The following is a 25,955-nucleotide window of genomic DNA, read 5'->3' on the forward strand; positions in this document are numbered from 1 at the left end:
GTGCTCGTTCGGCCGGTTTCGATCGGCTGTGCGCCCCGGCGGTAAGGATTATCCGACGTCGACGCCCTTCCAGAAGGCGAGATAATTGCGGATGCGTTCGGCCTCGGGCTTCGGATCGGGATATGTCCAGGCCGCGTCCGGGTTGAGCGCGCCGTCCACGCTCAGCGTGTAATAATGCGCGGTTCCCTTCCAGGGGCAGACCGTCGTGTGCGCCGATTCCTGGAGGAAATCGCGGTCGATCGAATCGGGCGGGAAATAATGATTCCCCTCGATCACGATCGTCGCGTCGCTGTCGGCGATCGTTGCGCCATTCCATCGTGCCTGCACCATGCGTCCCATCCTTCTTTCAAGCCCGGGGTGATCGGTTTCGCGTCGGTCCCGCGGACGACGCGTCGATCGTCTGGCCCGGCTCCCGTTATAGCTCGTCGGCGACCGGATGGGCGTTACAAAGAGCCGGCCCCCGGGCGGGCAACCGGCATATCGGGGTGGGCGATGTAACCTGGGACAGCCGGGCTTCGAGCTCAAAGGGCTGCGAAGGAGCCGATCAGCGATGCCGGACAATCACGACGGGTTCATGGCGGCGCTCGAGGCGCTTCCCCTCGGCTATGGCGAGGGATATTATTCGGCGCGCCGCTACGGGGTGGCGATCAAACGGTCCGACGACGGGCGAAGATGGTCGCTCTTCGGAAGGGAGCTTGGCGGAACCGATATCGTCAGCCTGAACCTCTATCGGCCGGCGAGCGGCAAGATTGTGCACAGGCCCTGCGAAATGCCCGTTGAGAAGGTCACCGCCTTCGTTCTCGGCTATCGCGCGGATAGGGCGCGGGGGCCCGTCCCGGCAGCGCGCTGATCGCTGCACTGCCGGTCGCCCGCGCCTATTGCGGCATTTCGACATGACCGCCGAAACCGAACCGCATCGCGGACAGCAATTTGTCGCCGAAAGTGTGTTCGACCCGGCTGCGATAGCGTGCGAACAGCGCCGCGGAGAGCACATGGACCGGCACCGCTTCTTCCATCGCCGCCTCGATCGTCCAATGTCCTTCGCCCGAATCGGAAACATGACCGGAGAATTGTTCGAGCATCTGGTCGCGGGCGAGCGCTGCCGCCGAAAGATCGAGCAGCCACGACGATATCACACTGCCCCGCCGCCACACCTCGGCGACATCGGTGAGGTTGATGTCGAAACGCTCGGCCGCGGGGAGTCTGTCCGACGACCGGCTCTTGAGTATGTCGAAGCCCTCGGCATAAGCCTGCATCAGCCCATATTCGATGCCGTTGTGGACCATCTTCACAAAATGTCCCGAACCCGCGGCGCCGACATGGATATAACCCTTTTCGGCGCGCGGATCCTGCGCTTCCCTGCGGTCGGGGGTGCGGGGGATCGTGCCGAGCCCCGGCGCGAGCGCGTCGAAGATCGGATCGAGATGATCGACCGCCGATTTGTCGCCGCCGATCATCATGCAATAGCCTCGCTCGAGCCCCCACACGCCGCCGGACACGCCGACGTCGAGATAGCGGACACCTTTTTCCGCAAACGCCTCGGCGCGGCGCGCGTCGTCCTTGTAACGGCTGTTGCCGCCATCGATGACGATATCGCCCTCCTGCACGATATCGGCCAGCGCCGCGATCATGTCCTCGGTCGGTTGCCCCGCGGGCAGCATCACCCAGAAGGTCGCGGGCTTGTCGAGCTTCGCGCGCATGTCGGCCAGTCCGGTCGCACCGATCGCGCCTTCGCGGACAAGGTCGTCGATGGCCTGCGAAGTCCGGTTATAGACGACCGCGTCATGCCCGTGCCGAATAAGCCGCCGCGCTATATTGCTTCCCATGCGGCCAAGGCCGATGATGCCGATCTTCATGTGCTTCTCCGGTTCGAAACGAGCTATGCCCTGCTGCCTCGCTCGGTTCATGGTTGCTCGGGTGGGGGAGCTTCGCCGTTACAGATGATCTCGTCCGCCACTTGCATATCGGGCCGCCGGGATTTGCAAATCGGAAAATCCCGGTCCTTCCATGCCGGCCGCCTCAAATCTTGACCCGGAAGCCCGGGCCGTGCGGCGCTATGGCGCGACGGGCCCGGTTGGATCGAGCGATGCAAATGCCTCCAGGATATGGCGGCGCCTCGTTTCATCGGGGGCGACTTCGGACATGGCGAAGAGGCTTGCCCTCGCTCCCGCGACATCGCCGAACGCGAGTTGCAGACGGGCAAGTCCGTGCCAGGCATCGACCGCCCCCGGCGCAACGCGGGTAATCCGCCGATAGACGGCGAGGGCGCGCTGCAGGTCGCTTCCATTTTCCGCCCGAACAGCCTGGTTGTTCAACAGCCGCGCCAGCGCGTCGCGATTGCTCAACCTGGGGATGCCGGGCGCGGCGGCACCGCCTGCCTTCCCAAGGCAAGCCTCGCGGATCGCCGCGATTTGCGCCTCCGGCACCCTGTCGCCGCCGGCGAAAGGATCGATCACCACCGGATTCTTCTCGCCCACCTCGACGAGCACATGCCCCGGCAGATCGAGGATATAGGCGCTCCATCCCGCCCGGCGGGCCATCGCGACATAGAGGATCGCAAGCGCGATCGGCAGACCGCGGCGGCGTTCGAGCACCCGGATGAAATCGGCATTGACCGGTGCATCATAAGCCCCGGCGTCGCCGGCAAATCCGAATTCGCCGTGCAGCACCCGCGACAGTATCGCAGCGCGCTCGCCCGAAAGAAGCGCGCTGCGCCCGGCCCGGCACAGCCGGTCCTCGATCGCTTCGAGCATCGCGAGATAAGGGGCCATATCCGCGCTCGCGTGATCAAGGTGGCTGAGCGCGAGCGCCCCGAGATCGAGCAGAATATCCTCGTCCTCGATCAGGCCGATGGCGGTGATGTCCATGATCCCTCTTCCTTCCCGATGAGGCCGAGCTTGGAAACCAGCGTCGGCCAGCTCATGCGAATATCCTCGCGATAGGCTTCGTCGCGGCCCGTCTGCTGCAGCCGTGGATCGGCAAGCCATGCGGCCTGCTGCGGGCTGAGCAGCTCGCCGAGCGAATCCTTGTAAGGCACTGCCAGGTTGATCCGCGTGCGCTGGGCCGCCGTCAGCGGCAGATAGCGGGCGGCATGCTTGCGCAGATAGAATTGCGGCTCGCGATCGACCTCGAAGCCATCCCCGGCAATCGGGCTGAACCCTTCCACGCGGGCATAGGCGTCGAGATCGGGCAGCGTCGCCTGGCGCGGATCGAAATGGACCCGAACCGCCTCCTCGCCATCGACCCAGCCGGCATCGGTCGTGATGACCGCGGGGTGCTGCGCGAGGCTCGTTTCCCCCGACCAGAAGCAGGGCGTCGTGTAGGTCGCGCATTTGCCGAGACCATGTTCGACCAGCAGATCGCGCCCCAGCAAGCGGGCATAGCCCGGCACATCCTCGCCGAGCAGTTCGAGTATCGCCGTGATCCTCTCGTGCACGCCCGGTGCGTCATGGCGGTCGGCCAGCCTCGGCAGGAGCTCGGCGCCATCGGGTCCGAGAAACCGTACCACGGGGTTGTTCCATGACGGCTCGCCGTAGCGGCGCAGGAGCTCCGCGTCCGCGCCGGGGTGATTGTTGAAGATCGCCACCGGTACAAAGCGATCGGCGATCAGCTCCACCATCAGCGGATGCGCCAGGACATCCTGCCCGAAGCGCACGCAGCTCGAGCAGCCGGGAACTTCCTGGAACAACAGCAAGACGGGTTTGCCGAGCTCGGCCGCAAGCGCCAGACCGCGATCATGGTCGCGCAGCCACGCGACATCGCCGAGCTCGGCGTGCTCGCGCACGCTAATCGGATTTTGTTGCATGCCGATAATTTAGTAAGGTTCGTTTGTAATACAATAACAGGCGCCGCGACCTTGGCTTCTCGGTCGGCATGCAGCCCCTATTCACGCGGGTATCGCCCGTATTTCGCTCGATCAACGCGCCCCGGTGAGCCGGCCGGCGAGCGATGGGCCGGCCTGGCCGGCTACAATGGTGATGGCATCGAATCTGCGTGTTGACGCGTTCATGGCCTTGATCTCTCTTCGCGCGGGTGGATGCCGACGGCGCGGTGTCCGCGCTTCCGTGTCGCGCCGGGGAGCCCCGCCCATGTGTCGCTCGGCACCGCGGCTTTCGGGGTTACGGGCGCGGGTTGCCGGCGCGCCTCGCCGGGTGAGGATATCGCGCGAAACGATTGTCACCAACAGGACCCCGTTTGCGAGTTATCAGAAAAATGCAGGGAGGAAACTCTATGTCGACCGCGAACAGCAGGATGGTGGGCTGCGCCGCATGCGGAGCAACGAACCGTGTGCCGGCGGGCAAGACCGCGGCCGAGGGAAAATGCGGGCGGTGCGGTTTGGCATTGTCCGGGCAAGAACCGGCAGTCCTTACACCGCGAAATTTCGCGGCACTCGCCGAGCGATCGGACATTCCGCTGCTGGTCGATTTCTGGGCGCCGTGGTGCGGGCCCTGCCGGCAAATGGCGCCGGCGTTTTCCGCCGCTGCCGCTCCACTCGGGCCCATCCTGCGATTGGCCAAGCTCAACACCGAAGACGAGCCCGGCCTCGCGCAGCGATATGCTATCCAATCGATTCCGACGCTGATGATCCTCCACAAGGGACGGGAAATAGCGCGGCAGTCCGGCGCGATGCCGACGACGGCGATCGTCGCCTGGGCCCAAAAGGCGCTTTCTCACCGAGGCGTGACCAGCCTTTAAGGTCATTCGCCGCGGGCTTGGCTATCCATTCTGGTCGAGCCGGCGTTTGATCTCGGCCCGCAGCGCCGGAAGCAGTTCCGCCTCGAACCATGGATTGCGCCTCTGCCAGCCCGCGCTTCGCCACGACGGGTGCGGCGTGGGAAAGACGGCAGGTGCGAAGCGCTCGAATCCGCGCACGCGTTCAACGAGCGTTTTGCCGGCATCCCTGGGAAGATAGGCCTGCTGTGCGTAGGAACCGACCAGCAGCGTGAGGCGGTCGGCGGGAAGCCTGTCCAGAATGCGGCGATGCCAGCGCGGCGCGCATTCGGGGCGGGGAGGGGCGTCGCCGCCTGCCGCCTTGCCCGGATAGCAAAAGCCCATCGGCACCAGCGCCACCTTGGCCGGATCATAAAATGCCTCGGGGGCAAGCCCGGTCCATTCGCGCAATCGATCGCCGCTGTCGTCGGCCCACGGGATACCGCTGGCATGCACCTTGGTGCCCGGCGCCTGCCCGATGATGAGAATGCGCGATGTCCCGCTGAACTGGGTGACCGGGCGAGGTCCGAGCGGCAGATAGGGCGCACAAAAGCTGCAAGCCGAGATTTCGTCCCGCAAGAGAGCATCATCCCGCTCCATCCGCCCGAACGCTCAAACCCGCTCGAGCAGGGCGACCGTCCCTTGACCGCCATCGGCACAGACGCTGATGAGCGCGCGCGATCCGATGGGATATGACCAGAGTTCCTTCACCGCCTGGCTCAGGTCGCGTGCGCCGGTCGCGCCGAACGGGTGCCCGAGCGCGACCGACCCGCCGTTGGGATTGACCCGGTCCCAGGGGAAGAGGCCGAAGTCGGTGTCGAGCCCGGTCTTGGCCCGAATCCATGCCTTGTCCTCGATCGCCGCGACATTCGCCAGCACCTGGGCGGCGAAGGCTTCATGAAGCTCCCATAGAGCGATGTCGTCGTATCGCAGGCCGTGGCGCGCGAGCAGGCGCGGGATCGCATAGGAGGGCGCCATCAACAGTCCCTCGATATGATGATCGACCGCCGCAATTTCGTAATCGACCAGGCGCAAATAGGGCGTGCTGGCGGGAAGCCGGGCAAGGCCGGCCTCGTTCGCAATCCAGCAGCCGGCCGCACCATCGGTAATGGGAGAGGAATTGCCCGCCGTCAGCGTGCCCTGTCCACTCGTCTTGTCGAACGCGGGCTTCAACGCTGCAAGCTTCCCGGCCGACGTATCGGCACGCGGGTTGGCGTCGCGCTCGAGTTCGGGCAGCTTGACGACAAGGTCGTCGAAGAAGCCGCCGGCCCATCCGGCGACGGCGCGCTGATGGCTCTTGAGCGCCCAGCTGTCCTGGGCCTCGCGGCTGATGTGCCACGCCTTGGCCGTTTCCTCCATATGATCGCCCATCGTGCGCCCGGTAATCCGGTTGGCCCATCCCTTGAGGGGCAGCACATAATCCTGAAGTTCGAGAGCGTTCAGCGCCGCCACGGCGGCACCCGGATCGCGCGCGAACAGGTCCGTAAGGCGCTTCGACGCGTCGGAGGTCAGCGCGATCGGCGGGCGGCTCATCACCTCGGCGCCGCCTACCATGGCGAGGTCGATGGTTTGGCCGATCATGCCGGCGGCGGCGAATGCAGCCGTCATGCTGGTGGAACAGGCGAGCACCACCGAGAAGGCAGGGACGTTCGGATTAAGCCCGGCATCAAGCCACATTTCGCGCGCGATATTGCTCCAGCCGATGTTCGGTATCACGCTGCCCCAAACGACAAGATCGGGTTCAGCCCGATCAGCCATGGCCCGCGCGACGGGAACCGAGAGGCTGATCGCGTCATAGTTGGCGAGCGCGCCGCCGCCGCGGCCGAAGGGCGTGCGGAGCCCGGCCGCGACGAAAACGGGTTGCGAAAAACGGTGCATGGCGGTTCTCATTCTGGCGGGGACATAAACATAGCCGGCTGTCGCCGCTCTGTCTCCTTCCAGACACGCTCATGCACGGTTTCGGTTACACCTGCCGCCGACCAGCGATGCCGCGACCATTCTCGGGGTGTAGGTCGTTCCTCGTTCTGCGATGTCGGTCAGCCTTCTCAGAAAAAGCTTCGGAAAGCCATTTCCATGCCGAGCAATAGGAGAAAGATGAGAAAGACACGGCGGAACAGAGGGGGGCTGATGCGCGTGCGAATGAACTGTCCGACCGCCATGCCGAGTAAGGCGGGCGCGATGGCAACGGTTGAGACGAATAGATTTCCGAGCGGAACGGCGCCGTGCCACGACAGTCCGATTGCCAGCGCGACGGTTGAGACCGTGAACGACAGACCCAAGGCCTGCACGAGATCGTCGCGATCAAGTTCAAGTGATTGGATATAGGGAACCGCCGGAATTACGAAAACGCCGGTTGCCCCGGTGAGAAGGCCAGTCGCGAGGCCAATGATCGGCGAAAGCCACCGTTCGCGGTGAGCGGCGACATGGAAGGGCTTGGCGAGCAGCGTGTAGGCGGCATAGATTGAAAGCGCGAGGCCCAGGGCGGCCGTGGACATATGAGTGTCGCTGCCTGTCAGCAAAAACGAGCCCGCGATGGTCCCCAATAGGATCATCATCATCATCGGCCACAGACGCCGCGCGAGCGAGCCAAGCTGCGGACCGCTGGAGAGCTGCCAGGCATTGGTAACGAAGGATGGCACCAGCAGTATCGCAGCGGCGGTCAGCGGCGATAGAAGCGACCCCAATATAGCCATGGAAACTGTGGGCAGCCCCATTCCGGTCACGCCTTTTATGATCCCGGCGGCAAAAAAGGTCGCGATGATGGCTATGAGCAGCGGAGCAGGATAGTCGAACATGGCGCCGAGCTAGCGATTGCCGATCCGTTCACAATGCGGAAGGTCCGAGTGGTGACTTCGGCTGGAGCGAAGGCTCAATCCGCGCTACAGGATTTTCATGCGTTTCGACCTCACGGACCTTCGCCTGTTCATTTCCGTCGTCGATGCGGGCAGCATCACGCATGGCGCAGCCGAGGTCGGATTGTCGCTCCCGGCGGCAAGCGAGCGGCTGCGCGATATGGAGGCCACGGGCGAAGTCGCTTTGCTGAACCGTGGGCGACGCGGCGTCGTGCCGACCGAAGCAGGCGAAGCGCTCGCGCATCATGCCCGCGCAATCCTGCATCAGATGGCACGGATGCGCGGCGACATCGGGCAGTTCGCCAAGGGCCTTCGCGCATCGGTCCGCGTCTTCGCGAACACTGCCTCGATGAGCGAATTGCTACCCTCGAAATTAGCGCCTTGGATGGCGGAAAACCCGCAAGTTGATATCGACTTGAAAGAGCGGGAAAGCGCCGAGATCGTCAGGAGCGTCGCCGCGGGTTTCGCAGAGATCGGGGTTCTCTCGAGCGCGAATGATACGGGAGCTTTGCACCTCCGGCCCTTCGCCGTCGATCGTCTGGTCGTTGTGGCGTCGGGGGAGCATCCGGTGGCTGGCTGCCGACAGGTCAGTTTTGCTGAGCTGTTCGACTATCCGTTTGTCGGCCTGACCAGCGGACCATTGCAGGACCATATCGACGCACAGGCCTCTCGCATGGGGGCAAGGCCCAAGACCCGCATTCGCCTCCGCAACTTTGACGGAATCTGCCACATGGCCGGCGTCGGCGTGGGCATAGGAATCGTACCCGAGGCGGCTGCGATACGTTGCCGGCGAGCGGCCCGGATCAAGGTGACAAGACTGTCGGACCCGTGGGCGACACGATATTTGTCCTTATGTGTCCGCGATGATCGTGACCTTACCGCTCCCGCGCGCTCCTTGTTCGACCGCCTCTCGGCGCGGGAGGCCCGTTTGGACATAGAATCCTGAAAGCTGTCGTCCTGTACCCGGCAGGGCCTCCGGGCGCAGGCGAACCGTTGCGGTCTTGCCGCGGTCTGGGCTGGTATTGGCCGAGCGGTCCGTCAGCAAGGCGCCTGAAGTCCGCCGTTTCATATTGTCCGGCCCGGTGCTGAAGTCAGGCGCTTCGCTCCCAGCCGAAACTCAGAATCCCACGCCGAAGGGGATTCCGTGCTCGACGTCGGGCGCCGTGACGAAATAACGGCTCACGAGCGCGCGCCAAGCGGCGAAATCAAGGGAAGACCGGAATGTTTGGTGATCCTCGACGGTGCGCCATTCGACCATTAGCCAATACCGGCCGGGCATCTCGTGCGAGCGAAGCAACTCCATGCCACTGCAACCGCGCGCTCTGCGAAACAGCGGGGTAGCCTGCGCAGCCGCTGCTTCGAACGCCGCCGCGTCATCAGGGCTGATCTCGATACGGGCGATTTCGCGAACCAATTATTCCTCGTCGATGCGCGTGGTGACGCCGGTCGCGATGACCGTGCGGGTTGCGTCGATCGAGGCATAGGTCCAGAAGATGACCAGCGGCTCGGTGCCTTCGGCGTTAATAAAGCAGTGCGGCACCTCGGGCGGAATCCAGCTCGTTGTGCCCGGTGACACTACATAGTCTGTGCCCCCGATATGGGCCGTCCCGGCACCCGACATCACGACGACGCTTTCTTCGCAATTGTGGACGTGGAGCGGCACTGCGGCGCCCGGCGCGATACGGGTGATGCCGTTGAGCATCGATTTCGAGCCGCGCCCGGCGGTGACCAGCGGGGTGGTCACGATGCCATTGCCGCGATCCTTGACCGGCAGTCCTTCGGGGACGAGGATTTGCGGCGCGCTCATATGGCGTCCGCTACGCGGATGGTCTTCATGTTGGTGAACTCCTTCATTCCCGCCTCGCCGAGCTCGCGGCCGTAACCCGAGCGCTTGATCCCGCCGAACGGCACGCGCGGGTCGGAGGCGACCATCGCGTTGACGAACACCGCGCCGGCGTCGACCCGCCGCGCGAGCAATCTGCCGCGGTCGATGTCGGTGGTCCAGACCGAGGCACCGAGGCCGAAGCAGGTGCGGTTGGCGAGTGCGATCGCTTCGTCGGCATCATGTGCACGCACGATCGCGGCGGCGGGGCCGAAGGTTTCCTCGTCAAACGCCGCCATTCCGGGCGCGACATGGTCGAGCAACGTCGCGGGATAATAGAATCCTGGACCGCCGGGTATCGTCCCACCGGTGCGGAGCTGCGCGCCCGAAGCGATGCTGCGCTGGACCTGGGCGTCGATCGCGGCGCGCAGATTGCCGCGCGCGAGCGGCCCCAGGGTCGTCGCGGTATCGCGCGGATCGCCGAGCTTGAGCTCGGTGATGCCCTTAAGGAAGTGGTCGGCAAAGGCATCGGCGACGCTCGCTTCGACGATGAAGCGCTTGGCGTTGACGCAGCTCTGCCCGGCGTTGGTGAAGCGTGCGGTCACGGCGGTGCGCGCGGCGCGTTCGAGATCGGCGTCGGCCAGCACGACGAACGGGTCCGAACCGCCGAGTTCGAGCACTTGCTTCTTGAGCGCCGCGCCCGCCTGTCCGGCGACGATCGCGCCGACTTCGGTCGAGCCGGTGAGTGTGACGCCGGCGATGCGCGGGTCCGCGATGACTGCGGCGATATCGACGGGCTCGACGAACAGGTTCGCGAACAAGCCCTCAGGAAAACCTGCTTCGGCGACCAGGCGTTCGAGTGCGAGCGCCGATTGCGGAACATTCGCGGCGTGTTTGAGGATCGCGCCATTGCCCGCGGCGAGCGCGGGGGCGAGGAAGCGGACGACCTGCCACAGCGGATAATTCCACGGCATGATTGCAAGGATCACGCCGAGCGGCTCGAAGGCGAGCGTGGTGCCGGGCGCCGCGGCGACGGGCGCGTCGGCGAGCATCGCGGGAGCGCGTTCGGCATAGAAATCGCAGTTGAGTGCGCATTTCTCGACTTCCGCCGCTGCCTCGGCGATCGGCTTGCCCATTTCGCAGGTGATCAGCGCTGCGAGCCTGTCCTTTTCGGCGCGAAGCAAAGCGGCGAGGCGCGGGAGTATCGCTGCGCGCTCTTCGGCGGAGCGCCACCGCCATGCGTCCTGCGCGCGCGCCGCGCGTTCGAGCCGGGCATCGATTTCGGCGGGGGTATGGGCGTCGAAGCGCGCGAGCGTCTCGCCGGTCGCAGGGTCGATTGTCGCGATCATAGCGCCGCGATCACCGCTTCGGTGAAGCCGTGCGTGTCGAGCGGGCCGCCGACGTCGCGCGTTCGCGTCGCAGGATTTGCGAGCGCGATTTCAACCGCCGTCTCAATCCGCCGTGCGATATCGACAAGCGCCGCATCGCGGCGCTTCCGGCCGAGCCAGTCGAACAGCATCGCGGCCGACAGGATCAGCGAGGTCGGGTTGGCGATGCCCTGGCCCGCGATATCGGGTGCCGAACCATGCTGCGCCTGCGCGACGCAGATATCGTCGCTCGCGTTGATCGACCCGCCGAGGCCGAGGCTTCCGCTGAGTTCGGAGGCTTCGTCGGAGAGGATGTCGCCGAACATATTGGTGGTCACGATGACGTCGAAGCGGTCGGGACTGCGGATCAGCAGCGCCGCGGCGGCATCGACGATCACTTCGTCGAGTTCGACGCCGGGGAAGTCCGCCGCCACCGCGCGGACCTCGCGCAGGAACAGCCCGTCGGTCAGCTTGAGCACATTGGCTTTATGCACCGCGGTCACCTTGCGGCGGCGTTCGGCGGCAAGCTCGAACGCAGCGCGCGCGACGCGCCGGACTGCGGGCGCGGTGATCTTGCGGATCGCAAAGGCGCTGTCGGCGTCGGGCATGAATTCGCCCGGACCCATGTGCATCGACCGGTCGGCATAGAAGCCCTCGGTATTTTCGCGCACGATGACGAGATCCATGGGTTTGCGCAGGATCGAGAGGCCCTCGCGCGCGCGGCACGGGCGGACGTTGGCGAACAGGTTGAAATGGGTGCGCAGCTTCGCCGACGGATTGGGCTGCCCCGCGGGATAGTCGTAATGCGAGACCGGGCCGAGGATCACGCCATCGGCGCCGGGGATCGCGCCCAACACCGCGTCGGGAAGCGTGCTCCCCTGTGCAGCGAGGCTCGCGAGGCCGATGTCCATGGTTTCGAAGCGGATCGCGTCGCCGCCGGCGGCGCGGGCGATAGCGAGCGTGGCTTCGGTGATTTCGGGACCGATGCCGTCGCCGGGAAGTGTGAGAATATGTGTCATGGGCGCCTGTTGAACCATCCAGCCTGTCATGCCGCTGACACGCACCGGCTGTCGAGCAATAATTGCATTTTGCATTGACAAAAATCATATACCGATCCAGCGGAGTCTCATAAATCCACAAGGGTGCAGTCATGATTTTATCCGCAGCGGGGCGGCAACTTCGCATTATCGATCTTCCCGGGCGGCTCGGCGCGCGCCTCGCGACGATGCCGGTAATTCACCGGCTGGTTGCCGAAAATCTGCTGCGCGCGGGCGGGGACGATGGCACGGCGGCCTTCGCGGCGTGGATCGAGGAGGGGCGGAGCGACGTCGAGCTGCCTTTCCGTCCCGGCCGGATCATGATGCACGACACGACCTGCGTTCCCGCGCTCGTCGATCTCGCCGCGGCGCGCGACGTCCTGGCTGCAAAGGGCGGCGATCCCGCGCGAATCGATCCGGTCGTGCCGGTCGACGTCTCGACCGACCATTCGCTTGCGGTCGACCATTTCGCCGATCCCGACGCGGCGCGGCTCAACATGGCGCGCGAGCGCGAGCGCAACGCCGAAAGGCTGCGGTTGATGAAGTGGGCGAGCGGTGCCTTCGAAAAGCTGACCGTCCACCCGCCCGGCACCGGCATCATGCACACGCTGAACCTCGAGCGGCTTGCGAGCGTGGTGCGCGTCGAAGAGCGCGATGGCGAGGCGTGGGCGGCGCCCGATACGCTGATCGGCACCGACAGCCATACGCCGATGGTGAATGGCATCGGGGTGCTCGGCTGGGGCGTCGGCGGGCTGGAGGCCGAGGCGGCGATGCTCGGCCTGCCGGTGATATTGCGCGTGCCCGAAGTCGTCGGGGTACGGCTGGCCGGCGAGCTGCCGGCCGACGTGTTCGGTACCGACCTCGCGCTGCTCGTGACCCAAAGGCTGCGCGCGCATGGGGTCGCGGGGCGCTTCGTCGAATTTTTCGGTCCCGGCGTCGCGAGGCTGTCGGCCGACACGCGCGCGGCAGTCGCCAATATGGCGCCCGAATATGGCGCGACGACGGGCTTCTTTCCGGTCGATGCGCGGACGATCGCCTATCTTGGCGAGACCGGCCGCCCGGCGGGCATGCTGGCCTTGGTGGAGAGCTATTGCCGCCGCCAGGGCCTGTGGTTCGATCCGGCCGCCGCGCCCGAATATGCCGAGGTGGTGACGATCGACCTCGGCGATGTCGTACGCGGGGTAGCGGGACCGGCGCGGCCGCAGGATTTGCGCGACGCCGGCAAGGCCGTGGATTTCATCACCGCGGGGGTCGCGGCGGGCGGCGTTCCCGCGGGCGCGGTCGCGATCGCCGCGATCACGAGTTGCACCAATACGAGCGACCCGCGGATGCTCGTCGCCGCGGGTCTGCTCGCGCGCAACGCGGTCGCGGCGCGACTGACGATACCCGATTGGGTGAAGACCTCGCTCGCGCCGGGATCGCCCGCCGCCGAGGCGCTGCTGCGCCGGGCCGGGCTGATGGAGCCGCTGGAAGAGCTCGGCTTCGGCATCGTCGGCGTCGGATGCACGACCTGCATCGGCAATTCGGGGCCGCTCGTGCCGCGGATGTATGATGCGATCGCGGCCGGTGTCGTGCCGGTCGCGGTGCTTTCGGGCAATCGCAATTTTCCGGGGCGCGTGCATCCCGAGGTGCGCGAAAGCTTTCTCCTGTCGCCGCCGATGGTCGTCGCCTTCGCGCTCGCGGGTGATGCGGCGCGCGACATTTTGCGCGATCCGCTCGGCCGCGGCGGTGACGGCCGGCCGGTCACGCTCGATGACATCTGGCCCGATCCCGACGAGATCGACCGTGTGCTCGCCGACGCGCGGGCGCCGGACGACGTGCAGCGCCGCTATGACGCCGCCGAGGCGAACCCGGCGTGGGCGGCGCTCGGTGCGCCGGACAGCGCGCTCTTCCCATGGGATGCGGGCTCGACCTATCTGCGTCCGCCTCCCTTCGTTCGCGCCGACGCACGGCCTGCGCTGGACGGCGCCGTGGCGCGGCCGCTGCTGGTGCTCGGCGACGACATCACGACCGATCATATCTCGCCCGCGGGCGCGATCCCGGCGGGCACTCCGGCGGCGCGTTACCTGATCGAGCGCGGCGAAACGCCCGGCGACCTCAACGTCTTCGCGGCGCGCCGCGGCAATTGGGAGGCGATGGTTCGCGGGCTCTTCGCCAATCCCTCGATCGAAAACCTGCTGCGCGCGGAGATCGCGCCCGGAAAGACGGTCCATGCCCCGGGCGGGGAGGAGATGACGCTGTGGGACGCGGCGGAACGCTACGCCGCCGAGCGAATGCCGCTCGTGATCGTCGCGGGCGATCGCTATGGCACCGGGTCTTCGCGCGACTGGGCCGCCAAGGGGCCGCAGTTGCTTGGCGTGCGCGCGGTGATCGCATCGAGTTTCGAGCGCATTCACCGCAGCAACCTGATCAACATGGCCGTGCTTCCGCTGACCGTCGATCGCGACGACGCGCTGGCGCTCAGGAGCCTGTCGCCCGATGCGCTCATTCACTTTCCCGCCACGGTTCCGCTGGAACCGGGAACGGTGATCCGGATGCGCATCGAAGATCGCGGCGGCGCGCACGAATATGCCGCGCGGCTGGCGGCAGACACGCGGGCCGAGTGCGACATCCTGACGCGCGGCGGCATGCTGCCCGCGTTGTTGCAAAACCTGCTTGGCCAAGTTGTGGAGAAAGTCGCATGATGAAAATCGGTCTGGCGATCGCCGCCCTGCTGCTTGCCGGCCCCGCTTTGGCCCAACCGCCGGTCGAGGCCGAGATTTCGGAAAAGAGCGCGCGCGAGGATGTGTTTCCGCAGCCCGAGGTCGCCTTTCCCGGCGACGTCGTCGCTTATCCGCAGGTCGAGATATCGAATCTCGATGGCTTCCGCCCGATACGCATGGATATCTATGCTCCGCGGGACCGCAGCAATCCGCGCCCCGCGGTGCTCTGGATCCACGGCGGCGGATGGAGCCGCGGCGACGCGCGGACGTCGGGGGCATATGCGAACTGGCCTGCCGTGCTCGCCTCGCTTGCCGCGCGCGGTTTCGTCGTTGCATCGCTCGATTACCGGCTGAGCGGCGAGGCGCGCTTTCCGGCGCAAATCCAGGATGTGAAGGCAGCGATCCGCCATCTTCGGACGCAGGGCGGCGCGCTCGGGGTCGACACGTCGCGCGTCTATCTGTGGGGCGGTTCGGCGGGCGGCCATCTCGCCTCGCTCGCCGCGGTCACCTGCGGCGCCCGCGAATATGATCCGCAGCCCTCGACCGGCCGGCTTTCGCGGAGCCAGATCAACGCGCTGAAAGGCACGAAGGCGCCCGCCGTCGACGATTGCGTGCAGGGCGCGGCGCTCTGGTACGGCGTGTTCGACCTCGAACATGTGCCGAGCGTCAATGTCGCGGGACTGCTCGGCTGCGACCCCGCGCTTTGCCGGGATATCGCGCGCAACGCGAGCCCGCTTCACCGGATCGGAAAGAATGCGCCGCCGATGCTGCTCATCCACGGAACGAAGGACGAAACGGTCGATGTATCGCAGTCCGAAGCCATGGTGACGGCGCTGCGCAAAGTCGGCGCCAAGGCCGACCTGCTGCTCATCCCCGACGTCGATCACGGCTTGACGGGCGCGACGCCCGAAGCGACGCGCGAGGCCAATATGCTCGCGCTGCGGCGGACCTTCGCCTTTTTCGGGTCACTCGCCGCGCGGCGCTGAGAAGCTTTGCTCCATCCGCGCGAGCCGCATCAGCAGCAGCGCCGACAGCTTCGCCCGTTCGACGAGCGAGTCGACGATCAGGAATTCGCGGTCCGAATGGATCGCCCCGCCGCGCACGCCGAGCGTATCGACGACCGCGAGCCCGTGCGCGGCGAGGTTATTGCCGTCGCAGGCGCCGCCCGTCGCCCGCCAGGCGATGTCGAGGTCGAGCGCCGCCCCGCAGTCGCGGACGAGGTCGAACAGGCGCTGCTGGTGGGCGTCCATCGGCTTCGGCGGACGCTGGATGCCGCCGTGCAGCGCGATCGCGACATCGTGCCGCACCGCGATTTCATCGACCAGCCGGTTCAGCGTCTCGAGCAGCCACGGCTGATCGGCGGGATTCGCGAGCCGGACGTTGAAGCGCAGCACCGCGCGGTCGGGGACGATATTCTCCGGCCCGCCGCCATCGATGCGCGCCGGGTTCGCGGTAAGATCGGGGCGCGCGCCGGTCAGCCCGGCGATGCGGCCCGCGAGTTCGGCCGCTGCGACGATCGCGTTTCGGCCATCCTGCGGATTGCGCCCGGCGTGCGCGGCGCGCCCCGTGATCACCGCGGCGAAATTGGCGCAGCCCTTGCGTGCTCCCGCGAGCACGCCTTCGGGCGTCGCCGAGGGTTCGTAGGCGAGGCCGACGGTGCAGCGCCCCGCGACTTCGGCGAGCAGAGGTTCGGACCCGACCGAGGAAACCTCTTCGTCGGCGTTGACGATCACTTCGATGCCAAGCCGATCCGCGAGCGAGGTTTGCGACAGCGCCTCGATCGCGGTCAGCATCACGATGATGCCGCCTTTCATGTCGGCGACGCCGGGGCCGCGCACCGTGCGCTCGTCGATCCAGCCCGGGGTCTGAAACGGGTGATCGGCCGCGAACACCGTATCCATGTGACCCACCAGCAGCACGCGGTTGGCGGCCCCCGCCGCGTCGCGGCGGAAATGCAGGTTGCGGCCATGCTTCACCGGTTGAAGGTCGCCGCGCGCATCGGGGTAAGCGAAGGGAGCGGGATCGCGAAGTTCGACCGTCCCGCCAAGCCGGTCCATCTCGCCGCCGATCAGTTCTGCCATGTGGCCGAGGCCGGCGAGATTGAAGCTCCCCGAATTGACCGCTGACCATGCGAGCGTGCGGTCGAGGAGGGTTGGTCCCAGGGTGTCGATCCAGGCGAGGGCTTCGGCTTCGTCGCGGCTGATGTCGATGATCGTCATGACCTGTTTCTATGAGATCCCGCTTTCACCCCGCTGTCGCGACAGCAAGAGGACAGAATGGCGAAGCTAGATGAAGGGGAAGGGAGTGATGATGAGCAAAACTCTGGATCGCGCGGTGGGCGCCACCGCATTTGGCGCCGATGTGGCGGGCTATGCCGCGGGTCGGCTCGACTATCCGCACGAACTCTTCGCCATTCTCGCCGAACGCGGCGGGCTCGCGGCGGGCGCCGACGTGCTCGAAATCGGGCCGGGGACAGGGCAGGCGACACGCGAACTGCTCGACGCCGGCGCGGCGCGCGTCATCGCGGTTGAACCCGATTCCGACCTGTCGCGGCATCTTTGCGGATGGGGCGAGGCGCGTCTCGAGGTTGTAACCCTGCCCTTTGGTCCCGCCGTGCCGGGCGATGGGCGCTTCGACCTGATTGTCGCCGCAACCTCCTTTCACTGGCTCGAGGCGGAACCGGCGCTCGCCGACGTGCGGCGGTTGCTGAAACCCGGCGGCGTCTTCGCGATGTGGTGGAACGTCTTTCGCGAGCCGGGTGACGACCGGCTGTTCGACGCCTTGTTCGACGGGCTGGCGCGGCCGCCCTCGATGATGTCGGACCAGCATTATTCGCTCGATACCGCGGCACGGATGCGTGAGCTGGCGGCGGCGGGGCTGGCCGGGATCGAGCATGTCATGCTGGAGCGCAGCATCGCGGTGACGCCCGCGTCGCTCCGCGCGCTCTTCGCCACCTTCTCGGCGGTGCGGCAGTTGCCGCCGGCGGTGCGCGCAGCGCGGCTGGATGCAGTCGAAGAGCAGGCGCTGTACGAACGTGGTGAGCGGTTCGAGCGTGTTTTCCAGACGCCGTTGTACATTGCGCGCGCGCCTGGCTGAACCGCTCAGGAAACCGTTCGCAAAAACAGGTCGAGCGCGATGTTGCGGCCGCACAGCACGACCGCGACCTTGCGTCCCCGATAGCGTTCGGCCTGCTGGACGAGCCCCGCGAAGGCGACGCCTGCCGCGCCTTCGATCATCCAGCGTTCGGTTTCGGCGATGCGCTTCATCGCCGCAGCGATTTCACCTTCCTCGACCACGATCCGCGTGTCGATCGCCTTCTGGCACACCGGAAATGTGATCGATCCGGGCTCGATCGCGCCGAGCGTGCCGTCCGAAAGCGTCGGATACTCCTGTGTCGGGACGATCTCGCCTGCTTCCAATGCGCGCAGCATGCACAGCGACGCCTGGGGCCAGACGCCGACGACTTCGATACCGGGGCGCAGCGCGTGCAGCGCGGTCCCCGCGCCGCCCATCAATCCGCCGGCGCCGACCGCGATGAACACCGCATCGAGATCGGAATCCTGTTCGGCGATCTCGATGCCGATCGTGCCCTGGCCCGCCATCACGGCCGGATCGTTATAGGGGGAGATATAGGTGCGGCCTTGTTTCTCACCCGCGCGGCGCGCCGCGAGTTCGGCGTCACCCGCCGGTCCGTCGATCACCACCACCTCGGCGCCGAGCGCCTTGATGCCGTCGATTTTCATCTGCAGCGCGTCGTTCCCTACATAGACGGTGACCGGCGCCCCGGCGAGGGCGCCCGCGCGCGCGACCGCCATGCCATGATTGCCGGTCGAGGCGGTCAGAACGCCGCGGCGGCGCGCGTCGTCATCGAGGGTGCGGACCTTGTTCGTCGCGCCGCGGATCTTGAACGATCCCGTCGGTTGCAGGAAGTCGAGCTTGAGCGAGACGTCGCAACCGAGCAGCTTCGACAGCACCGGGCTCGGCGCCAGCGGCGTGACCGCAACCTGAGGCCGGATCGCGACATGCGCCTCGCGGATCTGGTCGAAAAAAGGGTCCATGCTGCGCTCCATCCTTCCATTGCGTGATGGTGCGGGCGTGCCCGTTTCCGTGCCACCGGACCATCCCTCCCGGGAGGGGTCAATTGGCGCGGCGGCTCTGCGCGAACAGCTCGGCAAGCGAACCGACGCGGAGCTTGCGGAAAATCTGCTTGCGATGATCCTTGACCGTGTGACGGCTGATCCGGAGCCGGAGCGCGATCGCTTCGCTCGAACAGCCTGCGATTATCAACTCATATACTTCGCATTCGCGCGCCGACAGGACCCCGGATACCGGGGCAGGGCGCGAAAAGCGGCCGTGCCGCTCGAAAGCAGCAGCCACCGGTCCCGACAATTCGCCCAGCGCCAGCAAGTCTTCGGACGACAAGCAGGCCCGGCCGCGCGCGCGATAGAAGCTGAGCTCGACGACGCCGCTCCATGCCGCGACATAGAGGCCGATCTCCTCGCACCGTTCGGGCCAGCCGAGGGTGCGGAATCCCATTTCCTCTTCGTCGGTCCACACCAGATAGGCATCGCTCCGGGTATCGCCGTCGAGCACGAAGTCGCTTGCGCGCACGGCGCCCAGCCGCGGGACGGGATGCACCATCGGGCTGATCCCGTGCGTGTGACGGGCATAGTTGGCGAGGCCTTCGCCAAACCCGGCGGGCGCGAAGCCGTCGAAGAGGATTTCCGCGCGCGCGTCTGCGCGGTGGAGGATGGCGGCGGCGAGATCGAAGCCGATGGCGCCGCGCAAGCCCTCGGCGGCCACGGCGACGAAGCCGTCTTCGCCAATGGCGCCGATCATTTCGGTCAGTGCGGATTGCATCGTCAAGGCCCATCCCCTCCGTCGGGGGATGGACTATCGCGCGAAAGCTGACACCAGCTTGTCGCATCACAGCAGGAAGGACGCCATGCGGATCGTCGAATTACCCGAAATACTGGACGCACTGGACGAGGAGACTGCGCTCGCCGCGGTCGAGGACGGATTTCGCCGCCTGCATCGCGGCCGGGTCCAACTCGCCGAGGTCGCCCATCTTAACTTTCCGGATCCACCCGGCGACTGCCATGTGAAGGGCGGATATATCGCCGGCGACGACATCTTCGTCTTCAAATTCGCGACGAGCTTTTATCGCAATCCCGAACTGGGCCTGTCATCGAGCAATGGCTGCATGATCGTCGTGAGCGCCAGGACCGGTGAGCCGCTGGCGATGCTCAAGGATCAAGGCGTCCTCACCGACACGCGCACGGCGATGGCGGGAGCGATCGCGGCACGCGCGATTAGCCGGACCGGGTCGAAGGTGCTGGGCATCGTCGGCACGGGAATCCAGGCGAAGATGCAGGGCGAAATGATCGCGCGGCGGCTCGGCTTCGAAACCGTCCTGATCCACGGTCGGAGCGCCGACAAGGCTGCGGTGCTGGCGGGCGAGCTGGGCGGCGAGGCGGTCGGCCTCGCCGACCTAAGCGCCCGCGCCGAGCTGATCGTCACGACGACGCCCTCGACCGTGCCCGTGCTGACCGCCGATCTGGTGCGGCCGGGAACGCGGATCGTCGCGGTCGGCGCCGATACGCCGGGCAAGCAGGAACTCGAAACCGCATTGACCGCCAAGGCGCGGCTGATCGTCGATTCTGCCGTGCAATGCGCGCACCATGGCGAAGCGGGCTGGCCGATCCGCGCCGGCTTGATCGCACCGGAGTCGCTCGTCGAACTCGGTGCGCTGCTCGAAAGCCCGGCCTCTTTCGCCGACGACGAAATCGTCGTCGCCGACCTGACGGGCGTCGCCGTTCAGGACATCGCGATCGCCAAGACGGTATGGGAAAGGCTGGCGCGCTGAAACGAAAAGCGCGGCCGATCCCGGGACTGGATCGACCGCCGCTTCGCCGCGTCCTTAGCCGCGCAGCGCCGCCGAGATCGCGACGAGACCTGCTTCCATTTCGGCGCGCGTCGGCCAGCCGTAGCCGAGGCGGAAATAGGTGTCGGGCAGGTCGAACCAATGCCCCGGCGCGACATAGGTGCCATGATCGTTAAGTAGTCGCTCGTAAAAGGCCGCGACGCCGCCCGCCGGTTCGCCGCGCATCCGCACGAAGCCGACGACGCCGCCCGACGGCTCGTTCCATTCGAGCATCTCCTCGCCCGCCATCCATTCGATCACCCGCGCGCGGCGCTGTCCCATCTCGGCAAGCGTCTCGGCGAGTATTTCGTCCTTGCGCGACAGCAATTGCTCGGCGATCCATTCGTCGACGACGCTGCCGCAGATCGCGATCTGCTCCTTCGCCGCCAGGAAGATTTCGTGCAGTTCCGGGTTCCGAACGATCAGCCAGCCCATGCGCGTCCCGGGGATGCCATAGGCTTTCGACAGCGAGGATACGCTGATGACATGGCTGCCGAGCGTCGCGGCAAGCGGGGTCAGCGGGCCGAAGCACAGCTCGCGATAGGTTTCGTCGACGACCAGATGGGCGCCGGCGTCGGCGGCGATCCCGGCGAGGCGGCGCAGTTCCGCCTCGTCGGACAATATGCCGCTCGGGTTATGCGGGTGCGTGATGCTGATGACCTTGGTCTTCGGCGTCACCGCGGCGGCGACCTGATCGACGTCGGTGCGAAAGCCGGTGTCGAAGGCGAGGTCGATATAGCTGATCTCGCAGCCGATCGCGCGGGGGGTTTCGAGATTGAGCCCGTAGTTCGGGCGCACGACGACGATGTGGTCGCCCGGGGAAAGCAGCGCCGTCGCGATGATGAACAGGGCCCCCGCCGCGCCGGTGGTCACGAGCACGTCGTCGGCGGTCAGGCCCGCGCCGTCGCGCGCGATCAATGCCCGCAGCGCCGTGCCGCCGCGATGTTCGGTGTAGAGCAGGGTCAGGTCGGGAATTGTCAGTCCAAGGTCGGACAGCTTGCGGTCCGAAATCGAACTCTCGGCCAGATTGTTGCGGATATTTCCGTATCCGAACTCTTCGGGGGATTCGACTTCGATCGGGAGTCTTGCGTAACGCATGGCAGCTTACCTCGATGGATATGGAAGTCTGCTCATCGGCAAAGCGGCTGTTTTCCGCCATCCCTCTATCGGGGGGGCGACCGTCTCCATTACCGGGCAATCCGATACCGGCATGCGCAGAAATTCTGAATGATTGAGCACCCATCATCTTCCTGCAGGAGGCCCATTCCCGTCCGGCGCCGCGCATTGGAAAATGCGGCTTTGCGCGAAGCACGTGTTCGATAGCGTATATGCGCCGATCGTCGCGAAGCCGATCGGCCATCAGCCGTCTCCAACGCCGGTGCCGCCGGGGGGCCGCCGTCTGGAACGACAAGAGCCAACTTCCAACCGGGTTTGGTTCGCCCTGTTTCCACCTTGTTCGACACCCACCCTTGCGCCGGAGATAATTGAACTGCTTCTTGCGCGGATATTCTGGTAATCTTTGCGCGAAGCCGGCTATTCGGCCTGGCATGACTTTTCGTTATGACGTCGCTTTATTGGCTGGAATTGCGAGAGACCGGGCGTTTCGATATCGTCACCAATGGTGGCGTCGCGATCGGGCGTCTCGGAGAGGTTTTTAGGATTATGCGAGAGAAGTTGGGCACACAGGTCGTGCATGCCATCGTCGAGCATATTCGTGAGCAGAGACTGCCCGCCGGCTACCATCTCGGAGCGCAGCAGCTTGCCGACATGCTCCGCGTTTCCCGCGCACCGGTGAGCGCGGCGCTGAAGGAACTCGGCGAGGTGGGCATCGTCTACAGCGAGCCGCACCGCGGCTATTTCGTCGCGAAGCCGATTGGCCATCTGCCGTCGTCGACGCCGGCGCCGCCGGCCGATGGAGAGAAGGAACGGCTCTATTTCCAGATCGCGGAAGACCGGCTGTCTGGCCGGTTGCCGGATCGGATCAGCGAAAATGAATTGATGCGCCGCTATGGCGTCAGCCGCAGCCGCTTGCAGCTTCTGCTCGGCCAGATCGCCGAGGAGGGGTGGGTTGAGCGCCTGCCCGGACACGGCTGGCTGTTCGGATCGACGCTGAATTCGGGCGAGGCCTATGCCCGGGCCTATCAATTCCGTGCGGTAATCGAATCGCAGGCGATTCTGCAGCCCGCGTTCAAAGTCGAGCCCGGTGCGCTGCGCGACGCGCGGGCCGAACAGCAGAACCTGCTCGACGGCGCCATGTTCACCTTGCCGCGAACGCGATTGTTCGAAATCAACGCCAACTTCCACGAAACGATCGTAGCCTGGTCCAACAATGCCTTTTTTCTCGACGCGCTGCGCCGGATCAACCGGCTGCGGCGGTTGATGGAGTATCGCGTCGGCGGCGGGCGCGGGCGGCTGAAGGAACAGTGCGAGGAGCATATCATGTTGCTCGATATGCTCGCGGCGGATCGCCGCGAAGACGCCGCCGATTTTCTGCGCAAGCATATCGACCGCGCGTGGCAGTCGAAGGACCGCGCGATGGAGGTCGCGCGCTAGATCCCAGGCACGCGCACCGCGACGCGATAGATGCCGGTATGTGCCGTCACGAACAGCGTGCGCCGGTCGGCGCCGCCGAACGCGAGATTGATCGGCTTTTCGGGGAAGGCGATCGTTGCAAGATGCCCGCCTGCGGGTGAGACGATCCAGATGCCTCCTGGGCCGGTGATGTAGATATTGCCGCGCACATCGACTTTCATCCCGTCAGAGACGCCGGTCTTCGGATCGCCCGCGAGCGCCAGGAAGCGGCGGCCGTTCGCGAGCGTGCCGTCGGGCAGGACATCGTAACGGTTGACGCTGTTGTCGACCCCCGAGTTGACATAGAGGATGCGTTCGTCGGGTGAAAAGGCGAGGCCGTTGACCGACGGCATATCCTCGACGACGCGGGTCAGCACGCCGTCGTTCCAGCGATAGACGGCGTTGATCGCTATCTCCTTGCGCGGGTCGTCCGCGCGTTCGCGGAGGCCGCCGAAGGTATCGGTGAAATAGATCGCGCCGTCGCGTTTGATGGCGATGTCGTTGGTGCCGTTGAAACGCTGTCCCCGATAGCGTTCGGCGATGATCGTGCGGCTGCCGTCCTTTTCGAGCCGGACGATCGAGCGACCGGCGAAGGAGCAGAAGACGAGGCGGCCCTGCCGGTCGAGCGCCATCCCGTCGGGACCGATCATGGCGAAGCGTTCGCGGCGTAGGTCGCCTTCGGGGAAGCCGTTGCTGTTCATCCCGCCCACGCGCCAGATGTCGGGGCCGTCGAAGGCGATATTGGCGCGATAGACGACCGGCTTTTGTCCGGGCACGAGCTTCCAGATCACATTGCCGGGGACGTCGCTGAACAACAGATAACCACCTGTTGCGACCCACACCGGTCCCTCGGTGAAGCCGAAGCCGTCAGCGAGTTTTTCGATCCGCGCGGCGGGGTCGATCAGTTCGCCCGCTTCCGGCCGATGCAGCTCGATCGCCGTGACGCGATCCGGGGTGGCCGCGACCAGGGCAAGCGCGAGCAGGGGAGCGGTGAGAATATGGTGACGGGCCATGCCCTCAGTAGCCCAGTGCCGCGCCGTCTTTGCGCATTTCGCTCGCTCCCCACCAGGTTCCGTGCGCGGGGTCGCGCATGATTGCCTGATAGCCGCCGAATTCGTCGGTGCCATAGTCCCAGCCTGGCGGGATGACCTTGAATCCGCGCGCGCGGAGCGCGGCCTTGACCGCATCCGAATAGCCGCTCTCGATCGCGACGGTGCCGAGGCCTTGCGATTTCTCGCCGGTGACCGTCGCGGTGCCGCCGTGATACCAGCGCGCGGCGTCGCCCGCCTCCTGGATGTTCATCCCGAAATCGATGATATTGACGAGCAACTGCACCTGGCCCTGCTGTCGGGGCTGTTGGGCAACATCGGTTTAAAGGCCGCCCTCTTCGCCCTTGAAACCTACGAGCAACTGCACCTGGCCCTGCGCCTGCATGTCGCCACCCATGACGCCGAACGACAGGAAGGGTTCGCCGTCCTTCATGACGAAGCCGGGGATCAGCGTGTGGAACGGCCGTTTGCCCGGCGCATAGGCGTTGGGCGATCGGGGATCGAGCGAGAAGAGGTTCGCGCGGTTGTGGAGCATGAAGCCGAGCCCGTCGGCGACGAGGCCCGATCCGAGGCCGCTGTAGTTGGACTGGATCAGCGACACCATCATCCCGTCCTTATCGGCGACGGTCAGATAGGTGGTGTCGCCGATGCGCAATTGCGGATCGCCGGGACCGAGCGCCGGATCGGGACGCTCGGGGTTCATCAGCTTGCGGCGCCGGGCGGCATAGGCTTCGGACAGCAGCGCCTCGGCCGGAATCCTGGCGAAGCGCGGGTCGCCATAGAATTTCGCCATATCCTCATAGGCAAGGCGCTTCGCCTCCAGCACAGTGGTCATTGCCTCGATGCTGCCCGCGCCCATTTTCGCAAGGTCATAGGGTTCGAGCAGGCGCAGCATCTGCAATACACCGAAGCCCTGGCTGTTGGGCGGGAGCTGGAACACGTCGTAGCCGTGATAGCGGACGCTTTGCGGCGTCACCCATTCGCCCTCGAAGCCCGCGAGATCGGAATAGGCGAGGCCCCCGCCGATGCGTTTGAAATAGGCGTCCATGACCTTCGCCATCGCGCCCTTGTAAAAAGCGTCGCGTCCGTCCGCGGCGAGTGCTTCATAGGTTGCGGCAAGATCGGGGTTGCGGAAGATTTCGCCTTCGGCGGGCGTGTGGCCGTCGATCAGGAAGGTCGCTCGCGCATTGTCGCGCTCTTCGATGATCGCGCCATAATCGTCGAACAGTCCGAAATTGCGTTTCCAGTTCTGCGCGATCATCTGGGCGACAGGCACGCCTTCGCGGCCATAGGTGATCGCGGGAGCGAGGACATTCTTCATGGGCAGTTTGCCGAAGCGGCCGTGGAGCGCGAACCAGCCGTCGACGGCACCCGGTACCGAGACCGAGAGCGAGCCATAGAGCGGGACGCGCGCGGGATAGGGTCTGCCCAGCTTGGCGGCGGCTGCTTTCGTCGCAGCGGTCATCTGGGCCAGGCTGCGGCCCTTCGGCGCGGTGCCCGAGGCATTATAGCCATAAAGTTTGCGGGTCTTCGGGTCCCAGACGATCGCGAACAGGTCGCCGCCGATACCGCACGAGATCGGCTCCATCACCCCGAGCGCCGCGTTGGCGGCGATCGCGGCGTCCATCGCGGTGCCGCCCTGCTTGAGAATATCGATCGCGATCTGCGTCGCGAGGGGATGCGCGGTCGCGGCCATGCCATGACGCGCGATGACGGGCGAGCGCGTCGCCCAGACGCGGCCCGAATAGCGGTCGCCGCGTCCGACCTCGCCGGGGCCCGCTTGCGCGCCGAGACCGAGCCGGATGCCCGGATCCTGTGCTGGTGCTGAAAATGAAGTGAGCGCCGCAGCCGCGGCGGCAAGTGCCAATATAGAACGCATGGGTCCCCCGTAACGGCTTCCGGCCGCATCCCGAAGGAGGCGG

At 66.0% G+C, this 25,955-nt stretch carries 24 protein-coding genes and 1 pseudogene; 8 read left to right on the forward strand and 17 right to left on the reverse strand.

Annotated features, from left to right (window positions below; translation table 11 throughout):
* Positions 1–48 precede the first annotated feature (48 nt).
* The gene (locus QZL87_RS05895) at positions 49–330 is read right to left on the reverse strand and encodes a DUF427 domain-containing protein (RefSeq protein ID WP_295325208.1); all 282 of its coding nucleotides are present in this window, start codon (positions 328–330) and stop codon (positions 49–51) included.
* A gap of 220 nt (positions 331–550) precedes the next feature.
* Here QZL87_RS05895 and QZL87_RS05900 point away from each other — a divergent pair, with 220 nt between their 5' ends.
* Positions 551–850 carry a hypothetical protein gene (locus tag QZL87_RS05900; RefSeq protein ID WP_295325211.1) on the forward strand — a complete coding sequence of 100 codons (300 nt, stop codon included), beginning with the start codon at positions 551–553 and terminating at the stop codon, positions 848–850.
* 25 nt (positions 851–875) lie between these two features.
* Here QZL87_RS05900 and gnd read toward each other — a convergent pair whose 3' ends face one another.
* The 3 genes from gnd to QZL87_RS05915 all read right to left on the reverse strand — a co-directional run bounded on the left by gnd (position 876) and on the right by QZL87_RS05915 (position 3,784).
* Positions 876–1,856: a phosphogluconate dehydrogenase (NAD(+)-dependent, decarboxylating) gene (gene gnd / locus QZL87_RS05905; RefSeq protein WP_295325215.1), complete on the reverse strand. Its 981-nt coding sequence runs from the start codon at positions 1,854–1,856 to the stop codon at positions 876–878.
* 198 nt (positions 1,857–2,054) lie between these two features.
* Complete coding sequence (locus tag QZL87_RS05910) at positions 2,055–2,867, reverse strand: transglutaminase-like domain-containing protein (RefSeq protein WP_295325219.1); 813 nt, start codon at positions 2,865–2,867, stop codon at positions 2,055–2,057.
* A complete protein-coding gene (locus QZL87_RS05915; RefSeq protein ID WP_295325222.1) occupies positions 2,843–3,784 on the reverse strand; it encodes a VPGUxxT family thioredoxin-like (seleno)protein, type 2 in 942 nt (313 codons plus the stop codon). Before QZL87_RS05915 ends, QZL87_RS05910 begins: the two co-directional genes overlap by 25 nt.
* A 446-nt stretch (positions 3,785–4,230) precedes the next feature.
* On the opposite strand from QZL87_RS05915, the gene trxC reads away from it, so the two are divergent.
* Positions 4,231–4,695 carry a thioredoxin TrxC gene (gene trxC, locus QZL87_RS05920; protein WP_295325226.1) on the forward strand — a complete coding sequence of 155 codons (465 nt, stop codon included), beginning with the start codon at positions 4,231–4,233 and terminating at the stop codon, positions 4,693–4,695.
* Positions 4,696–4,716: 21 nt separating this feature from the next.
* Here trxC and QZL87_RS05925 read toward each other — a convergent pair whose 3' ends face one another.
* From QZL87_RS05925 to QZL87_RS05935, 3 genes are all read right to left on the reverse strand, one after another.
* Positions 4,717–5,310, reverse strand: a complete 594-nt coding sequence (locus QZL87_RS05925; RefSeq protein ID WP_295325229.1) for a uracil-DNA glycosylase family protein — start codon at positions 5,308–5,310, stop codon at positions 4,717–4,719.
* A gap of 12 nt (positions 5,311–5,322) precedes the next feature.
* Positions 5,323–6,588: an acetyl-CoA C-acyltransferase gene (locus tag QZL87_RS05930; RefSeq protein ID WP_295325232.1), complete on the reverse strand. Its 1,266-nt coding sequence runs from the start codon at positions 6,586–6,588 to the stop codon at positions 5,323–5,325.
* A gap of 167 nt (positions 6,589–6,755) precedes the next feature.
* Positions 6,756–7,505 carry a sulfite exporter TauE/SafE family protein gene (locus QZL87_RS05935; protein ID WP_295325236.1) on the reverse strand — a complete coding sequence of 250 codons (750 nt, stop codon included), beginning with the start codon at positions 7,503–7,505 and terminating at the stop codon, positions 6,756–6,758.
* A 97-nt stretch (positions 7,506–7,602) separates the two neighbouring features.
* Here QZL87_RS05935 and QZL87_RS05940 point away from each other — a divergent pair, with 97 nt between their 5' ends.
* The gene (locus QZL87_RS05940; protein ID WP_295325240.1) at positions 7,603–8,508 is read left to right on the forward strand and encodes a LysR family transcriptional regulator; all 906 of its coding nucleotides are present in this window, start codon (positions 7,603–7,605) and stop codon (positions 8,506–8,508) included.
* 171 nt (positions 8,509–8,679) lie between these two features.
* Here QZL87_RS05940 and QZL87_RS05945 read toward each other — a convergent pair whose 3' ends face one another.
* The 4 genes from QZL87_RS05945 to QZL87_RS05960 are packed head-to-tail and all read right to left on the reverse strand — an operon-like array spanning position 8,680 to position 11,770.
* A complete protein-coding gene (locus QZL87_RS05945) occupies positions 8,680–8,976 on the reverse strand; it encodes an antibiotic biosynthesis monooxygenase (protein WP_295325245.1) in 297 nt (98 codons plus the stop codon).
* Entirely contained in the window at positions 8,977–9,369 is a 393-nt protein-coding gene (locus tag QZL87_RS05950) for a cupin domain-containing protein (RefSeq protein ID WP_295325249.1), read from the reverse strand.
* Positions 9,366–10,733, reverse strand: a complete 1,368-nt coding sequence (locus tag QZL87_RS05955) for an NAD-dependent succinate-semialdehyde dehydrogenase (protein WP_295325253.1) — start codon at positions 10,731–10,733, stop codon at positions 9,366–9,368. The genes QZL87_RS05950 and QZL87_RS05955 overlap by 4 nt, the downstream gene beginning before the upstream one ends.
* Positions 10,730–11,770, reverse strand: coding sequence for an isocitrate/isopropylmalate family dehydrogenase (locus QZL87_RS05960; RefSeq protein WP_295325258.1), 1,041 nt, complete (start codon positions 11,768–11,770; stop codon positions 10,730–10,732). The genes QZL87_RS05955 and QZL87_RS05960 overlap by 4 nt, the downstream gene beginning before the upstream one ends.
* A gap of 131 nt (positions 11,771–11,901) precedes the next feature.
* On the opposite strand from QZL87_RS05960, the gene acnA reads away from it, so the two are divergent.
* Together acnA and QZL87_RS05970 are read left to right on the forward strand one after the other, a co-directional pair.
* Positions 11,902–14,472: an aconitate hydratase AcnA gene (gene acnA, locus QZL87_RS05965; RefSeq protein WP_295325261.1), complete on the forward strand. Its 2,571-nt coding sequence runs from the start codon at positions 11,902–11,904 to the stop codon at positions 14,470–14,472.
* Positions 14,469–15,476, forward strand: a complete 1,008-nt coding sequence (locus tag QZL87_RS05970; protein WP_295325264.1) for an alpha/beta hydrolase — start codon at positions 14,469–14,471, stop codon at positions 15,474–15,476. The genes acnA and QZL87_RS05970 overlap by 4 nt, the downstream gene beginning before the upstream one ends.
* On the opposite strand, the gene QZL87_RS05975 is transcribed toward QZL87_RS05970, so the two are convergent.
* Positions 15,456–16,709: a hydrolase gene (locus QZL87_RS05975; protein WP_295325269.1), complete on the reverse strand. Its 1,254-nt coding sequence runs from the start codon at positions 16,707–16,709 to the stop codon at positions 15,456–15,458. The two genes, QZL87_RS05970 and QZL87_RS05975, sit on opposite strands and share 21 nt — an antisense overlap.
* A gap of 91 nt (positions 16,710–16,800) precedes the next feature.
* On the opposite strand from QZL87_RS05975, the gene QZL87_RS05980 reads away from it, so the two are divergent.
* On the forward strand, positions 16,801–17,586 hold the full coding sequence (locus QZL87_RS05980) for a class I SAM-dependent methyltransferase (protein WP_295325273.1): 786 nt from the start codon (positions 16,801–16,803) through the stop codon (positions 17,584–17,586).
* Positions 17,587–17,591: 5 nt separating this feature from the next.
* On the opposite strand, the gene QZL87_RS05985 is transcribed toward QZL87_RS05980, so the two are convergent.
* Both QZL87_RS05985 and QZL87_RS05990 read right to left on the reverse strand, forming a co-directional pair.
* Positions 17,592–18,548: a threonine/serine dehydratase gene (locus QZL87_RS05985; protein ID WP_295325278.1), complete on the reverse strand. Its 957-nt coding sequence runs from the start codon at positions 18,546–18,548 to the stop codon at positions 17,592–17,594.
* A 79-nt stretch (positions 18,549–18,627) separates the two neighbouring features.
* Positions 18,628–19,350 carry a LuxR C-terminal-related transcriptional regulator gene (locus tag QZL87_RS05990; protein ID WP_295326767.1) on the reverse strand — a complete coding sequence of 241 codons (723 nt, stop codon included), beginning with the start codon at positions 19,348–19,350 and terminating at the stop codon, positions 18,628–18,630.
* Between the two features lie 85 nt (positions 19,351–19,435).
* Between QZL87_RS05990 and QZL87_RS05995 the strand changes: the two genes are divergently transcribed.
* Positions 19,436–20,356 carry a hypothetical protein gene (locus QZL87_RS05995; protein WP_295325281.1) on the forward strand — a complete coding sequence of 307 codons (921 nt, stop codon included), beginning with the start codon at positions 19,436–19,438 and terminating at the stop codon, positions 20,354–20,356.
* A gap of 54 nt (positions 20,357–20,410) precedes the next feature.
* Here QZL87_RS05995 and QZL87_RS06000 read toward each other — a convergent pair whose 3' ends face one another.
* Positions 20,411–21,511: a pyridoxal phosphate-dependent aminotransferase gene (locus tag QZL87_RS06000; RefSeq protein WP_295325285.1), complete on the reverse strand. Its 1,101-nt coding sequence runs from the start codon at positions 21,509–21,511 to the stop codon at positions 20,411–20,413.
* Between the two features lie 462 nt (positions 21,512–21,973).
* Here QZL87_RS06000 and QZL87_RS06005 point away from each other — a divergent pair, with 462 nt between their 5' ends.
* A complete protein-coding gene (locus QZL87_RS06005) occupies positions 21,974–22,966 on the forward strand; it encodes a GntR family transcriptional regulator (protein WP_295325288.1) in 993 nt (330 codons plus the stop codon).
* On the opposite strand, the gene QZL87_RS06010 is transcribed toward QZL87_RS06005, so the two are convergent.
* Both QZL87_RS06010 and QZL87_RS06020 read right to left on the reverse strand, forming a co-directional pair.
* Positions 22,963–23,997 carry an SMP-30/gluconolactonase/LRE family protein gene (locus tag QZL87_RS06010; RefSeq protein WP_295325291.1) on the reverse strand — a complete coding sequence of 345 codons (1,035 nt, stop codon included), beginning with the start codon at positions 23,995–23,997 and terminating at the stop codon, positions 22,963–22,965. The genes QZL87_RS06005 and QZL87_RS06010 overlap by 4 nt on opposite strands.
* A 4-nt stretch (positions 23,998–24,001) precedes the next feature.
* Positions 24,002–25,912 (reverse strand): annotated as a pseudogene (locus QZL87_RS06020) (gamma-glutamyltransferase family protein).
* Between the last annotated feature and the right edge of the window lie 43 nt (positions 25,913–25,955).

Origin of the sequence: uncultured Sphingopyxis sp. (genome assembly GCF_900078365.1) — a bacterium.
Classification (GTDB): Bacteria; Pseudomonadota; Alphaproteobacteria; order Sphingomonadales; family Sphingomonadaceae; genus Sphingopyxis.

Excerpts from the sequence above, each read along its gene's own strand:
- QZL87_RS05940 (WP_295325240.1), top strand. The coding sequence starts at position 7,603 with ATGCGTTTCGACCTCACGGACCTTCGCCTGTTCATTTCCGTCGTCGAT.
- QZL87_RS06005 (WP_295325288.1), top strand. The coding sequence starts at position 21,974 with ATGACGTCGCTTTATTGGCTGGAATTGCGAGAGACCGGGCGTTTCGAT.
- QZL87_RS05925 (WP_295325229.1), bottom strand. The coding sequence starts at position 5,310 with ATGGAGCGGGATGATGCTCTCTTGCGGGACGAAATCTCGGCTTGCAGC.
- acnA (WP_295325261.1), top strand. The coding sequence starts at position 11,902 with ATGATTTTATCCGCAGCGGGGCGGCAACTTCGCATTATCGATCTTCCC.
- gnd (WP_295325215.1), bottom strand. The coding sequence starts at position 1,856 with ATGAAGATCGGCATCATCGGCCTTGGCCGCATGGGAAGCAATATAGCG.
- QZL87_RS05975 (WP_295325269.1), bottom strand. The coding sequence starts at position 16,709 with ATGACGATCATCGACATCAGCCGCGACGAAGCCGAAGCCCTCGCCTGG.
- QZL87_RS05980 (WP_295325273.1), top strand. The coding sequence starts at position 16,801 with ATGAGCAAAACTCTGGATCGCGCGGTGGGCGCCACCGCATTTGGCGCC.
- QZL87_RS05910 (WP_295325219.1), bottom strand. The coding sequence starts at position 2,867 with ATGGACATCACCGCCATCGGCCTGATCGAGGACGAGGATATTCTGCTC.
- QZL87_RS05950 (WP_295325249.1), bottom strand. The coding sequence starts at position 9,369 with ATGAGCGCGCCGCAAATCCTCGTCCCCGAAGGACTGCCGGTCAAGGAT.
- QZL87_RS05955 (WP_295325253.1), bottom strand. The coding sequence starts at position 10,733 with ATGATCGCGACAATCGACCCTGCGACCGGCGAGACGCTCGCGCGCTTC.
- QZL87_RS05995 (WP_295325281.1), top strand. The coding sequence starts at position 19,436 with ATGCGGATCGTCGAATTACCCGAAATACTGGACGCACTGGACGAGGAG.
- QZL87_RS05935 (WP_295325236.1), bottom strand. The coding sequence starts at position 7,505 with ATGTTCGACTATCCTGCTCCGCTGCTCATAGCCATCATCGCGACCTTT.
- QZL87_RS05985 (WP_295325278.1), bottom strand. The coding sequence starts at position 18,548 with ATGGACCCTTTTTTCGACCAGATCCGCGAGGCGCATGTCGCGATCCGG.
- trxC (WP_295325226.1), top strand. The coding sequence starts at position 4,231 with ATGTCGACCGCGAACAGCAGGATGGTGGGCTGCGCCGCATGCGGAGCA.
- QZL87_RS05970 (WP_295325264.1), top strand. The coding sequence starts at position 14,469 with ATGATGAAAATCGGTCTGGCGATCGCCGCCCTGCTGCTTGCCGGCCCC.
- QZL87_RS05900 (WP_295325211.1), top strand. The coding sequence starts at position 551 with ATGCCGGACAATCACGACGGGTTCATGGCGGCGCTCGAGGCGCTTCCC.
- QZL87_RS06000 (WP_295325285.1), bottom strand. The coding sequence starts at position 21,511 with ATGCGTTACGCAAGACTCCCGATCGAAGTCGAATCCCCCGAAGAGTTC.
- QZL87_RS05895 (WP_295325208.1), bottom strand. The coding sequence starts at position 330 with ATGGTGCAGGCACGATGGAATGGCGCAACGATCGCCGACAGCGACGCG.
- QZL87_RS05930 (WP_295325232.1), bottom strand. The coding sequence starts at position 6,588 with ATGCACCGTTTTTCGCAACCCGTTTTCGTCGCGGCCGGGCTCCGCACG.
- QZL87_RS06010 (WP_295325291.1), bottom strand. The coding sequence starts at position 23,997 with ATGGCCCGTCACCATATTCTCACCGCTCCCCTGCTCGCGCTTGCCCTG.
- QZL87_RS05990 (WP_295326767.1), bottom strand. The coding sequence starts at position 19,350 with ATGCAATCCGCACTGACCGAAATGATCGGCGCCATTGGCGAAGACGGC.
- QZL87_RS05960 (WP_295325258.1), bottom strand. The coding sequence starts at position 11,770 with ATGACACATATTCTCACACTTCCCGGCGACGGCATCGGTCCCGAAATC.